The organism is Pseudomonas sp. (assembly GCF_030150285.1).
Taxonomy (GTDB): Bacteria; Pseudomonadota; Gammaproteobacteria; order Pseudomonadales; family Pseudomonadaceae; genus Aquipseudomonas.
This window is the reverse complement of the sequence record NZ_JASLGE010000085.1, coordinates 68,666-80,950: the sequence shown is the minus strand read 5'-3', so window position 1 is coordinate 80,950 and position 12,285 is coordinate 68,666. Positions and strand designations below refer to the sequence as shown.

Below are 12,285 nucleotides of genomic sequence, written 5' to 3'. Positions count from 1 at the left end.
TTACAAAATTCGGTACAGCAACCGTTCAATTCGGACCCGGCTGACCCGGCGCAAAAACTTGGCAACGGCGGGCGGGTAATCCGCCAGGGTGTCCAGGGCCTTGAAGTCTTCAATACGTCGGGTGTGCTGGAAAATGCTCTCCAGCTCCTTGCGCCGGGGCTCCAGCAACTCACGGCGCGGATCATCGATCAACAAGCCGTTTTCCAGGTCCAGGCGGAACGCCCGCGGGTTCAAGTTGTTCCCCGTCAGCAAGGTGTAACGGTCATCCACCCACATGCCCTTGAGGTGGTAGGTGTTATCGCCATGGTGCCACAGGTGCACGTTCAACAAGCCGCTGTCGATCATGGGCTGATGGCGCTTGGCAAAGCGGCGCAGGCTCAGTTCGTACAGGTAAGGCAGTGCCGAAATCACCCGAAACGGCTCGCTCGGGGGGATGTAAAAGTCGTTGGCCGTTTTGTCGCCCACCACGATGTCGATCTTCACACCCCGTTCCAGGGCTCGGTTGATTTCACGGGTGACGGGCAGCGGCAAGTTAAAGTACGGGGTGCAGAGGGTCAGTTGTTGCTGACTGCTGGCAATCAGCTCACAGATCACGCGGCTCAGCGGGTTGTTTTTGCCCACGCCCAACAATGGGCTGACTGACAAACCAAAGTGGCCGTTCGTACCTTCGTCAGTGTTGTAACTGGCTTTTTTCAGACGGCTACGCAGGTCGCCAATTGCGCTGCGCAGGCTGCGCGTGGACGGCAGTTGCGGCACGTCAAGGCGATGCACTGCCGGCGTACTGAGCAGATTTTCCTGAATAAACTGCTGCATCGAGTCCGCCAGCGGTTTGCTCTGCAGTAGGTGGTAGCGATCAAAGCGGTACTTGTCGAATTTATGCAGGTAAACGTTATTCAGGCTTGCGCCGCTGTAAATCACGCAATCGTCGACAATAAAGCCCTTGAGGTGCAGTACCCCGAACAGCTCGCGGGTTTGCACCGGCACCCCGTAAATCGGCACGTAGCTGTCATGGCTGGCGGTCTGCGCCTGGTACCACGCGGCATTGCCCGGCTGTTTGCCGGCACCGATCAGCCCACGCTGTGCCCGCAACCAGTCCACCAGTACGACCACTTCCAGCTCGGGCCGCGCGGCCTTGGCGGCATGCAAGGCATCGAGTATTTCCTGGCCGGCCTCATCCTGTTGCAGGTACAAGGCCACTAACGTGATCCGCTGACGAGCACTCGCGATCTGCTCCAACAGGCACTGACGAAACTCAGCGGCACCGGGCAAAACCTTGAAGGCATCAGCGGTTAATGGAAAGCTGCGCAGCTTGGGCAGTAAGGAGCGTTTGAAGAGCGACGGCATGGGGCTCGCTAAGGGTCGAATGCAAAAGACCCCCAAGCTTACACGATTACGGCATTTGTGTAGGCACCCCGAGGGAATCTGTCCGCGCGGGCGCGCCTTTCACCCGCGACGCGTGTACCCGAACAACCGCGCAATATCCCGTGCCCGATCGGTGAGCAACGGCGCAGCCTGGGCACAGGCGTCTTCCAGGCTCATGGGCCCGCTGGTCAACGCAAACGCTGCCAGAATGCCGTGCTCGTACAATGCCTGGTAACCCTCACCCAGCGTCCCGGCCAGCACCACCACCGGTACACCTTCAGCCTGGGCAATACGCGCCACACCGAAGGGGGTTTTGCCCCGCAAGGTCTGGGCGTCAAAACGGCCCTCGCCCGTGATCACCAGATCCGCGTCCTTTACCGCATCTGCCAGGCCCACCAGCTCAGCCACCACCTCGACGCCGGCGCGAAACTGTGCCCCGAAAAACGCCTTGGCCGCAAAACCAAGGCCTCCAGCAGCCCCCGAGCCGGGCTCATGGCGAACATCCTTCGGCAAAACGTCGGCGCACCGGTCGGCAAAATGATTCAGCGCCTGATCCAACCGTCGAACCTGCTCAGGGGTTGCGCCTTTTTGTGGGCCAAAAATCGCTGAAGCACCGTGTTCGCCGCACAACGGGTTATTGACATCGGCGGCAATTTCAAAGCACACATCACTCAAGCGAGGGTCAAAACTGGTCAGATCGATACGTGCCAACCCCGCGAGTGCCTGGCCGCCACGAGCCAACAGGTTGCCCTCAGAATCAAACAAACCCAAGCCCAACGCTTGTAACGCCCCCGCGCCACCGTCATTGGTGGCACTGCCACCAATGGCCAGGATAATACGCCGAGCGCCCGCATCGAGCGCGGCCGCTATCAGTTGCCCAGTGCCAAATGTGCTGCTGGTGCAGGCATTGCGCTGCGCCCTTGAAAGCAACTGCAAACCACTGGCCTCGGCCATTTCAATGATTGCCGTGTGGCTGTCTGGCAGCCAGCCCCAGCGCGCCTCAACGGCAGCACCCAACGGCCCTTGCACGGTGTGGCGGCGCAACTGGCCATTGCCTGCCGCGACAATGGCCTCTACCGTGCCCTCCCCCCCATCGGCCATCGGGCACTGGATCAGTTGCGCATGGGGCAGTGCATCGGCCAGCCCGGCCGCAATGGCCTCAGCGACTTTCTCGGCACTCAGGCTGTCTTTGAACGAATCAGGGGCGATCACGATTTTCATGGGGCAACTCTCCAGGTCTTATCCCCTCATGCTGACAGCACCCAGGCGCAAACTCGCCAGTCAGGTGCACAAGCAATCACCGGGTTTGTTGTTCATTGCGACAAGGCGGCGGCAGCAACTGCACGCCCAGGTACAGCGCCAGCATGCCATTGAGGCTTAGCAGGTCTATACCGCTCAGTTCAGCGATGCGCTCCATGCGGTAACGCAAGCTGTTGCGGTGAATCCCCAGCGCGTCGGCGCAGGCCTGACTTTGACCGTCGTGCTCGCACCAACTGCGCAAGGTGGCGAGCAACTGGCCGTTAGTGTCCTTTGAAACGACGTTGCGCAAAGGTTCCAGCAGCGCCTCAAGGGCGTCTTCATGGCGATAACGCCAGAGCATTGCGGGCAAACGGTAGCGATCGACGCTTAACAGCCGTGTGCCCACCAATACATCGCGACCATACGCCAACAAATCACCGGCCTGTCGGTAACTGCGGCGCAGCCCCTTGAGTTCATCGGCCTGGCCACCCACGGCCATTCGAAGAACGGTCCAGCCCTGTGCCTGAAGTTTGTCCAGTAAACGTTGATCGTCCAGCGCCAGCAGGGCTGGCCGGCACCATAGCAACGAACTGGGCGCAGGGCTGAGGCACCAGCTGTCCGGGTAGCGCGCTTGCAGCCATGCCCGCAAGGCTTGCGCCGTGTCCCCCTCACCCAGCTCGAACAGGTAGGGAATGCGCGACAACTGTGGTTTAAGGCCCAACTGCCGGGCTTCATCCATCAGGCGAGTTGAATCGCCGCCCTTGCTCAGCAACAAGGCCACCAGATCATCGCCACGCTGGTGTAGCCATTGCTGCTCAGCCTGCTGTCGACGCTGACCCACCAGCATTTCGGCCGTCATGCGCACCAGTTCCGCGTAGGTACGCAGCGATTCGGGCTCACCTGTAAGCCCCAACACCCCGATCAGTCGTTGATCGAGCAGCAGCGGCAAATTGATCCCCGGTTGCACCCCCTTAAGGCACTTGGCGGTCTGGGCGTCGATCTCTACCACCCGGCCATTCGCCAGCACCAACTGCGCGCCCTCGTGCCGGGTATTGATACGCTCGGGCTCGCCACTGCCCAGAATCAGCCCCTGGCTGTCCATCACGTTGACGTTGTACGGCAAGATGGCCATCGCGCGATCCACGATGTCCTGTGCCAAATCATGATCCAGTTCGAACATAGGGTGACAATCCATTCAGGCATCGCTAACAGCTGCCAACGTTAACCGCGCGCCGACAAAAAACATAATAAACCGCTACTTTTAATGCCATGGGTCGCTTCTGACACTTACGCATGACGGATAACGATTTGCCCTACAGCCTGTAGAGGCTCAAGCTACACGCTTCCTAAAAATCATAAATGTATGTGTCAACGAGGCTGTTGTGTCTAAAGGTATTGTTCTATCGGTTCTGGCATCGGGCCTGTTCGGTGTCATGTATTACTTCACATCCCTGCTGTGGCCCCTGACCGGCGAAGAAATCTTCGGCTGGCGGATGCTCCTGACCCTGCCCTGCATGACCCTGTTCATGTGTTTTTCCGGTGACTGGCGCTTGATCCCCGCGATTGTCTCACGCGTGCGTCAACAGCCCGCTCTATGGGCCGTGCTGATTGCGTCCAGTGCGTTGGTGGGTGTGCAGTTGTGGCTGTTTCTGTGGGCACCGCTCAACGGCCATAGCCTCGATGTGTCGCTGGGGTATTTCCTGCTGCCACTGACCATGTTGATTACCGGACGCCTGGTGTATGGCGAGCGCCTGTCGCACCTGCAAAAAATTGCCGCCGCCCTGGCTACCCTCGGCGTCGCCAACGAGGTGTACCGCGTGGGTGGGTTTTCGTGGACCACCCTCGTGGTTGCCCTGGGCTACCCGGTGTACTTTGTGATGCGCAAGCGTGCGGGCACCGACAACCTGGGCGGCCTGTGGACCGACATGCTGCTGATAATGCCTGTCGCGCTGTGGTTTATCCAAAGCAGCGAGCACGGTTTCGACGTGGCCAGCCAACGCACGGCCCTGTACACCCTGATCCCGCTGTTGGGGGCCATCAGCGCACTCGCCCTCATCTGCTACATCCTGGCCAGCCGCATGCTGGCATTTAGCCTGTTCGGCCTGCTCAGCTACGTTGAACCGGTGCTGTTGGTGTTTGTGGCATTACTGCTGGGAGAAAGCATCAGCGACGGCCAATGGCTGACCTACCTGCCCATCTGGCTGGCCGTGCTGGTCCTCATGCTCGAAGGGGTCAAGCACCTGCTGCGTCAACAGAAGCCCGTCTGACCCTGGCGCGTTGGTGGCCGTGGGGTATCGCAATAGGCCGGCTTTGTCAGGGTTGGTTGAACGACGGGTTAGCCGTTTGGCCAACCCTCAGGCGGGCAACCACAGTGTGAACCGGGCACCGCCCAGCGGTGATGGCCCAAGCGTCAACTTACCGCCCTGGGCCTCCAGGGCTCGCCGACTGATCGCCAGCCCCAGACCAAAGCCCCCCGTGGCGCGGTCGCGGCTGCGGTCCAGCCGGTAAAACGGTTCGAAAATTCGCTCGCGTTCCTGCTCGGGAATGCCGATACCATCGTCCTCTACCCATATCTCGCACCCCTGTGCTGTCACATTGACGCCCACCTGAATGCGTCGATCGCAGTAACGCATGGCGTTGCGCAACAGGTTTTGCAAAGCACGCGCGGTGAGCCGTGGGTCAAGAGCGAAACGCTCCTGGCTGCCGTGCAGGCGCACGTCCAACACACTCTCCGGGGCTTCCAGGGCTTCATCGAAGCTGCCCAGAATGCTGTCGATAAACTCATCCAGCGACACCATTACCCTTTCCGGCACCAGCGCGGGGTTTTGCAGCCGGCTAAAGGACAGCAGTTCAAGGACCAGTTCATCCAGCTCGCGGATATGCCCCACCAACACCTGCAAGCGTTCGCGACTGGCCGGCGGCAAGTCATCGCACAACACCAGGGCCAGGCCGAAGTCGAGGCGGGTCAAGGGGGTGCGCAGCTCATGGGACACGGCGTTAAGCAAGTCGCGCTGCTGGTTGAGCAAGTGCTCGATGTCGTGCGCCATCGTGTCAAACACATGGGCCAGGCCATAGATATTGGAACGCGGCGAGAGGTGTGTGCGTTCGCTCAGTTGCCCCTGGCCGATCCGGGCAGCGGTGCGCTTGAGTTGTTCAAGGTCACGCCAGTGAGGCCGCAGCCACAGCAAAAGCCCGCCCAGCAAGGCTGCGCCGATGAGCACGTTAATGCTCCAATACAAAACGTTCATGTCAAACGGATCGGGCGACATGGACATTTCAATAGCGTGGGTCTGATTCAGCGGCGAAGCCACCCGCGTCCACATGCCCCACTCTCCGATGCGCAGCACATCTTTGCCCTGGTGCAGTTGGCGCTGTTCATCGGCGCTGAAACCGGGGTCGGCAATGGGTCGAAGGTCGATGTTCAGGGGCTGGAAGCGGGCATTCAAGTCGGCGGCCAGCGCGGGCCACTGAGCTTCGGGTACGTGCTCGAACTGTTTGACCAACAAGCCCTGTGTGCCTCGCGACATCTGCTCGTTGTAGTTCATGAAGCGCTCATGAAACACATGAATGATCACTTCAGGCACGCCATAAATGGCCGCTGCAAACGTCACGATGGTCACCAGGTACAGCCGGATCAACAGTTTGAACATGGCCTCAGCATTCCCACTCGGAACGGCTGAACAAGTACCCTTTGCCCCACACGGTTTTGATCTTGCGCGCTTCACCGGCGCAGTCATCGAATTTGCGCCGCAATTTGGAAATGGCCACATCCACCGAGCGGTCGGTGCCATTGAATTCAATGCCGCGCAAACGTTGCAGGATCTGGTCACGGCTCAGGACTTCGCCCGCGTGCCGGGCCAACACCACCAGCAAATTGTATTCACCGCTGGACAGTTCAACGCCGTCACCGCGCCAGGTCACCGTGCGCTCCGAGAGGTTGATGCACAGGTTACCGATCACAATACGGTCACTGGCCACCTGCGGGTCACCCAGGCTGCTACGACGCAGTAAAGTGCGTACCCGCGCCAGCAGAACACGGGGCTCGCAAGGTTTTGTCACATAATCGTCAGCGCCCATCTCTAGCCCCAGGACCTGATCATGACTATCGTCGCGCGCCGTTAACATCAAGATCGGCAAGCTTGCTGAGTCAGCCCGTAACAGACGGCAAACCTGCAGGCCGTCCAATCCCGGTAACATCAAGTCGAGAATGACCAGGTCCGGGGGGTTGCTTCGGGCGCTTTCACGAACTTGATCACCACGCGCTATCACGTTGACCTGGTAACCGTTACGCTCCAGATAGCTGGCAATCAGTTCTGAAAGGGCGGCATCGTCTTCAACCAATAAAAGCGTGGGCATAATAAATGCTTACAAACACGGAAAACCCGGAGCATATACAACCTCACTGGGAAAGGAGCACATCCTTAACACTTTTTCACATACCTCCTACATAGCTTAACAACGCCTCTGACGTGCTGCGCTTAGCATGCCAAGCATGACACCGCACTATTCCGCATTTACAAGAAGGCAAGATCGTTGAAAAAACTCTTCGCTCCACTCTGCCTCTCGGCGCTGGCACTGGCGCTCGGTGCCTGTGATAAAAGTCCCGTCGCTGAAACCAAAGCCCCTTTGACCAAAGTGCGTACTGAGGTGATTGCCACTGCGCCTTTATCGATCAACAACGAACTGAGTGGCCGCGTGGTTGCCCCGCGCGAGGCTCAAGTCAGTGCCCGTGTGGCCGGTGTCGTGCTCAAGCGGGTGTTTACCGAAGGCACGCAAGTCAAACAGGGCCAAGTGCTGTTTCTGATCGACCCGGCCCCTTTCAAGGCGGAGTTGGATAGCGCACAGGCCGCCCTGCGCAAGTCCCGCGCGCTGGCCCGCCAGGCCAGCTTGCATGCCAAGCGCTACGCCGATCTGATCGACATCAACGCGGTCAGCCGCCAGGACTACGACAACGCCCAGGCGCAATCGCAGCAGGCTGATGCCGACGTGGCCGCCAACGAAGCGGCAGTAGAACGCGCCCGCTTGAACCTGGGCTATGCCACCGTCACTGCGCCGATTTCCGGGCGTATCGGCCGGGCGCTGGTGACCGAAGGGGCCTTGGTCGGTCAGGGTGAAGTCACGCCATTGGCACGGATTCATCAGCTCGACCCGATTCATGTCGACCTGACACAGTCCACCCGCGATCTCGATGCTTTGCGCGAAGCCTTCCGCGCCGGCGAGTTGCAACAGGTCGGCACCCAGCAGGCGCGCGCCACACTGATTCGTGACAACGGCAGCGCCTATCCGCTGCCCGGCAAATTGCTGTTTACCGATGTGAGCGTGGACCCCAGCACCGGGCAGATCATTCTGCGCAGTGAGTTCCCGAACCCCGAATACGACTTGCTGCCCGGCAGCTTTGTACGCGTTCGGTTGGAACAGGCCGTTAACAAAGAAGGTATCAGCGTGCCGCAGCGTGCCATTCTGCGTGACAGTGCCGGAGTGGCCTACGTGTTCTTGCTGGACGGCGATAACCGTGTCACGCAACAGCCCGTGCAGTTGGGTGGTGCTCACAACAATCGCTGGATCGTCAACGAAGGCCTCAAGGCCGGTGACCGTATCGTACTCGAAGGGTTGCAGCACACCCGGCCTGGCGAACAGGTACAGATCGACGACTCGACACCTTCCCTCACCCACTCTACGGATCAGTGAGCATGCCGCAGTTTTTTATCGACCGTCCGGTTTTTGCCTGGGTCGTTGCCTTGTTTATTATGCTGGCAGGGGCATTGGCCATTCCGCAGTTACCCGTGGCCAAGTACCCGGATGTCGCACCACCCCAGGTTGAGGTCTATGCGATCTACCCGGGTGCGTCAGCACAAACGGTGGACGAAAGCGTGGTCACGCTGATTGAGCAAGAACTCAATGGCACAGATGGCCTGTTGTACTTCGAATCCCAAAGCAGCCTCGGCAGTGCCACCATTACCGCCACCTTCAAACCCGGCACCGACCCTGAAATGGCCCAGGTCGATGTGCAAAACCGCCTCAAGGCCGTTGAGTCCCGCCTGCCACAGGCCGTTACTCAGCAAGGTTTACAGGTCGAAAAAGTCTCATCTGGCTTTTTGATGCTGGTGACGCTGACCGCCAATGCCAACAGCGGGCTCAATGAAGTCGCTCTCAGCGATTACCTGGCCCGCAACGTGATGAACGAAGTCAAACGCGTGGAAGGCGTCGGCAAGGCCCAACTGTATGGTGCCGAGCGGGCCATGCGGATCTGGATCGACACCCAGAAGCTGGTCGGCTTTAACCTCACACCGGCTGATGTCAACGCCGCGATTGCCAGCCAGAACGCGCAGGTTTCAGCCGGCAGCATCGGCGATTTGCCCGGCCGTTCCACGCAAGAAATCACCGCCACGGTGTTGGTCAAAGGCCAACTGTCGACACCACAAGAGTTTGCCGACATCGTGCTGCGCGCCAACCCGGACGGTTCTACGGTACGCATCGGCGATGTGGCACGGGTTGAGATCGGTAGCCAGGAGTACCAGTACGGCACCCGTCTCAACGGCAAGCCGTCCAGCGCATTCAGTATCAAGTTGGCCCCCGAGGCCAATGCCTTGAACACCGCCAACCTGATCCGCGCGAAAATGGACGACCTCAGTCGTTACTTCCCGGCAGGCGTGGAATACAGCATCCCGTATGACACCTCGCCATTCGTCAAGGTCTCGATCATCAAGGTGATCTACACCCTGGTCGAGGCCATGGCGCTGGTGTTTGCGGTAATGTTCCTGTTTTTGCAGAACATCCGCTACACGCTGATTCCGACGCTGGTGGTACCCGTCGCGCTGATGGGCACCTTTGCCGTGATGTTGGTACTGGGCTTCTCGATCAACGTGCTGACCATGTTTGGCATGGTGCTGGCCATCGGTATTCTGGTGGACGATGCCATCGTGGTGGTAGAGAACGTCGAGCGCATCATGGTCAGCGAGGGGTTATCCCCCCGTGAAGCCACGCGAAAGGCGATGACGCAAATCAGCGGTGCGATTGTTGGCATCACACTGGTGTTGGTGGCCGTATTCATTCCCATGGCATTTATGCCTGGGTCCGTGGGGGTGATTTACCAGCAGTTCTCCTTGTCGATGGCCACCTCCATCCTGTTCTCAGCGTTTTTGGCGCTGTCATTGACCCCGGCACTATGCGCGACCCTGCTCAAGCCCATCGCCAAAGGCGAACACCATGCCAAAGGCGGTTTCTTTGGCTGGTTCAACCAACGCTTCGAGCGCCTGTCAAAAGGCTATGAACACTGGGTCGTGCACCTGATCAAGCGTAGCGGTCGCTACCTGATGCTCTACGGCCTGCTGCTGGTGGTCCTGGTACTGTGTTTTACGCGCCTGCCCTCCTCCTTTTTACCGGTCGAGGATCAGGGTTACACCATCACCGATATCCAATTGCCGCCGGGGGCCAGCCAAAACCGCACTATCGCGGTAGCCGAGCAGATCGAAACGCACAACGCCAGCGAGCCGGGCGTGGGCAACACCACCTTGATCCTGGGCTTCAGCTTCTCGGGCAGCGGGCAAAATGCCGCGCTGGCGTTTACCACTCTCAAGGACTGGGCTGACCGAGGTGCAAAAGATTCGGCCGCCGCCATTGCTGACCGCGCCAACGGAGCCTTCAGCGAACTGAAAGATGCCGTGGCGTTTGCCATCTTGCCACCGCCGGTCGACGGTCTGGGCACCTCCAGCGGGTTTGAGTTCCGTTTGCAAGACCGTGGCAGCGTGGGCTATGACGCCCTGATGAAGGCGCGCACTGAACTGCTGGCCCTGGCCGAGAAAAGCCCGGTGCTGGCTAACGTACGTGAAAGTGCGCTGGCTGAAAGCCCGCAAGTGCAACTGGAGGTGGATCGCAAGCGCGCCAACGCGCTGGGCATTTCATTCGCGGACATTGGCGGCGTGCTGTCCACGGCCGTTGGCTCGGCCTATGTCAACGACTTCCCGAACCAGGGCCGCATGCAGCGGGTCATGGTGCAGGCCGAAGGCGATCAACGCAGCCAGGTCGAAGACTTGCTCAAGATCCATGTGCGCAACAACCTGGGCAAAATGGTCCCGCTTTCGGCTTTTGTCGAAGCACGCTGGATCCAGGGCCCGGCCCAGTTGACGCGGTACAACGGCTACCCCGCTATCAGCATCTCCGGTGAAGAGGCTCCAGGCCATAGCACCGGCGAGGCCATGGTAGAAATCCAGCGCCTGGTGGATCAACTGCCGGCAGGTCTGGGCCTTGAGTGGACGGGGCTGTCCCTGCAAGAGCAGGTGTCCGGGTCACAAGCGCCGATGTTGCTGGGGCTGTCGCTGCTGGTTGTGTTTTTGTGCCTGGCTGCGCTGTACGAAAGCTGGTCGATTCCGACAGCAGTGCTGCTGGTCGTCCCGCTGGGTGTGCTGGGGGCCGTGCTGGCCGTGACCTTGCGGGGCATGCCCAATGACGTGTTCTTCAAGGTGGGCTTGATCACCATTATTGGTTTGTCGGCCAAGAACGCGATTTTGATCATCGAGTTCGCCAAGACCCTGTATGACGAAGGGCATGATCTGGTTGAGGCCACCGTACAAGCAGCACGCCTGCGTTTGCGTCCGATCGTCATGACATCGCTGGCATTTATTCTGGGCGTACTGCCGCTGGCTCTGGCCACGGGTGCCAGCTCAGCGAGTCAGCAGGCCATTGGCACCGGGGTGATCGGCGGGATGATTACGGCCACACTGGCCGTGGTGTTTGTGCCGGTGTTCTTTGTAGTGGTGATGAAACGGTTCAATCGCAAGCCGCCCAAGGGCTAAGCGTGGCGCTGCGTGGTAAGGTGCCGCACTCTCTGGAAACAAGGACTGTGTATGCCGCATCTTGCCCGCACCCATCCGCGTCTGAGCGTCGCCACTGTCGTGGGGCTGGCCGTGGGATTCTTCACCCCGGCCGCCACGCTCACCAGCAAATTTCTGGTGGGCTGGAACGCTGGCGTCTGGCTCTACCTGGCCCTGACCCTGTGGCTGGTGTTGCGCTCCAAAGCCAGTGACGTGAAAAGGACAGCGGAAATCGAGGATGAGAATGCCAGCATGGTGTTGTTTACCGTGTGCATCGCGGCCATTGCCAGCCTGGCGGCAATCACCCTGGAACTGGCAGGCAACAGCAAGCTGGGCACTGACGATCAGATGCTCCACTACGCGCTTACGGGCATTACCGTGGTGGGTTCATGGCTGATGATCGGGGTCATTTTCATGCTGCACTACGCACGACTGTTCTATAACAATGACGGCCCGGTGCCCGCCCTGCACTTCCCCGAAGGTGAAGAAAACCCGGACTATTGGGACTTTCTGTACTTCTCTTTCACGCTCAGCGTCGCCGTACAAACGGCAGATGTGTCCATCACCACGCGCGGCATGCGCAAAGCCGTGATCGTGCATTCGTTACTGGGCTTTCTCTTCAACACAGCGGTGCTGGGGTATTCGATCAATATCGCGGCGGGGTTGTTTTGACAGAAGAGACAAGCGGAAGATCGCGAGCAAGCGTTCCTACAGGGCCGGGATCTGTAGGAACGAGCTTGCTCGTGATCTTTTGATCTGGTTTTTGATCTAAAGGGCCCCCTTAAACCACGTTGGCCTCACACCGGGTTAGCCGCGACACGGCCAGGGACGGCCGATCGCGGCGGCCGCACGGAGCCAAGCCTGTGTGAGGGCA

General features: G+C 59.6%; 9 protein-coding genes. 4 read left to right on the top strand and 5 right to left on the bottom strand.

Features of this window, described 5'->3' with window-relative positions; translation table 11 throughout:
* From pssA to Q1W15_RS20230, 3 genes are all read right to left on the bottom strand, one after another.
* A complete protein-coding gene (gene pssA / locus Q1W15_RS20240; RefSeq protein WP_300731406.1) occupies positions 1–1,344 on the bottom strand; it encodes a CDP-diacylglycerol--serine O-phosphatidyltransferase in 1,344 nt (447 codons plus the stop codon).
* Positions 1,345–1,443: 99 nt separating this feature from the next.
* Positions 1,444–2,583 (bottom strand): glycerate kinase, encoded by a 1,140-nt coding sequence (locus tag Q1W15_RS20235; protein ID WP_300731404.1) that lies wholly within the window; start codon positions 2,581–2,583, stop codon positions 1,444–1,446.
* A 76-nt stretch (positions 2,584–2,659) separates the two neighbouring features.
* Complete coding sequence (locus Q1W15_RS20230; RefSeq protein WP_300731401.1) at positions 2,660–3,781, bottom strand: sugar diacid recognition domain-containing protein; 1,122 nt, start codon at positions 3,779–3,781, stop codon at positions 2,660–2,662.
* Positions 3,782–3,983: 202 nt separating this feature from the next.
* Between Q1W15_RS20230 and rarD the strand changes: the two genes are divergently transcribed.
* Positions 3,984–4,868 carry an EamA family transporter RarD gene (rarD, locus tag Q1W15_RS20225; RefSeq protein WP_300731398.1) on the top strand — a complete coding sequence of 295 codons (885 nt, stop codon included), beginning with the start codon at positions 3,984–3,986 and terminating at the stop codon, positions 4,866–4,868.
* 87 nt (positions 4,869–4,955) lie between these two features.
* On the opposite strand, the gene Q1W15_RS20220 is transcribed toward rarD, so the two are convergent.
* Positions 4,956–6,251: an ATP-binding protein gene (locus Q1W15_RS20220; RefSeq protein ID WP_300731396.1), complete on the bottom strand. Its 1,296-nt coding sequence runs from the start codon at positions 6,249–6,251 to the stop codon at positions 4,956–4,958.
* 4 nt (positions 6,252–6,255) lie between these two features.
* The gene (locus tag Q1W15_RS20215) at positions 6,256–6,957 is read right to left on the bottom strand and encodes a response regulator transcription factor (RefSeq protein ID WP_300731393.1); all 702 of its coding nucleotides are present in this window, start codon (positions 6,955–6,957) and stop codon (positions 6,256–6,258) included.
* A 177-nt stretch (positions 6,958–7,134) separates the two neighbouring features.
* On the opposite strand from Q1W15_RS20215, the gene Q1W15_RS20210 reads away from it, so the two are divergent.
* From Q1W15_RS20210 to Q1W15_RS20200, 3 genes are read left to right on the top strand one after another with little or no spacing between them, the layout of a single operon-like run.
* Positions 7,135–8,289 carry an efflux RND transporter periplasmic adaptor subunit gene (locus Q1W15_RS20210; RefSeq protein ID WP_300731390.1) on the top strand — a complete coding sequence of 385 codons (1,155 nt, stop codon included), beginning with the start codon at positions 7,135–7,137 and terminating at the stop codon, positions 8,287–8,289.
* Between the two features lie 2 nt (positions 8,290–8,291).
* A complete protein-coding gene (locus Q1W15_RS20205) occupies positions 8,292–11,393 on the top strand; it encodes an efflux RND transporter permease subunit (protein WP_300731388.1) in 3,102 nt (1,033 codons plus the stop codon).
* A gap of 51 nt (positions 11,394–11,444) precedes the next feature.
* Positions 11,445–12,083 (top strand): DUF1345 domain-containing protein, encoded by a 639-nt coding sequence (locus Q1W15_RS20200; RefSeq protein WP_300731385.1) that lies wholly within the window; start codon positions 11,445–11,447, stop codon positions 12,081–12,083.
* Positions 12,084–12,285 lie beyond the last annotated feature (202 nt).

Coding starts and splice junctions, on each gene's coding strand:
- Q1W15_RS20200 (WP_300731385.1), top strand. CDS start 11,445: ATGCCGCATCTTGCCCGCACCCATCCGCGTCTGAGCGTCGCCACTGTC.
- Q1W15_RS20230 (WP_300731401.1), bottom strand. CDS start 3,781: ATGTTCGAACTGGATCATGATTTGGCACAGGACATCGTGGATCGCGCG.
- Q1W15_RS20215 (WP_300731393.1), bottom strand. CDS start 6,957: ATGCCCACGCTTTTATTGGTTGAAGACGATGCCGCCCTTTCAGAACTG.
- Q1W15_RS20205 (WP_300731388.1), top strand. CDS start 8,292: ATGCCGCAGTTTTTTATCGACCGTCCGGTTTTTGCCTGGGTCGTTGCC.
- pssA (WP_300731406.1), bottom strand. CDS start 1,344: ATGCCGTCGCTCTTCAAACGCTCCTTACTGCCCAAGCTGCGCAGCTTT.
- Q1W15_RS20235 (WP_300731404.1), bottom strand. CDS start 2,583: ATGAAAATCGTGATCGCCCCTGATTCGTTCAAAGACAGCCTGAGTGCC.
- Q1W15_RS20220 (WP_300731396.1), bottom strand. CDS start 6,251: ATGTTCAAACTGTTGATCCGGCTGTACCTGGTGACCATCGTGACGTTT.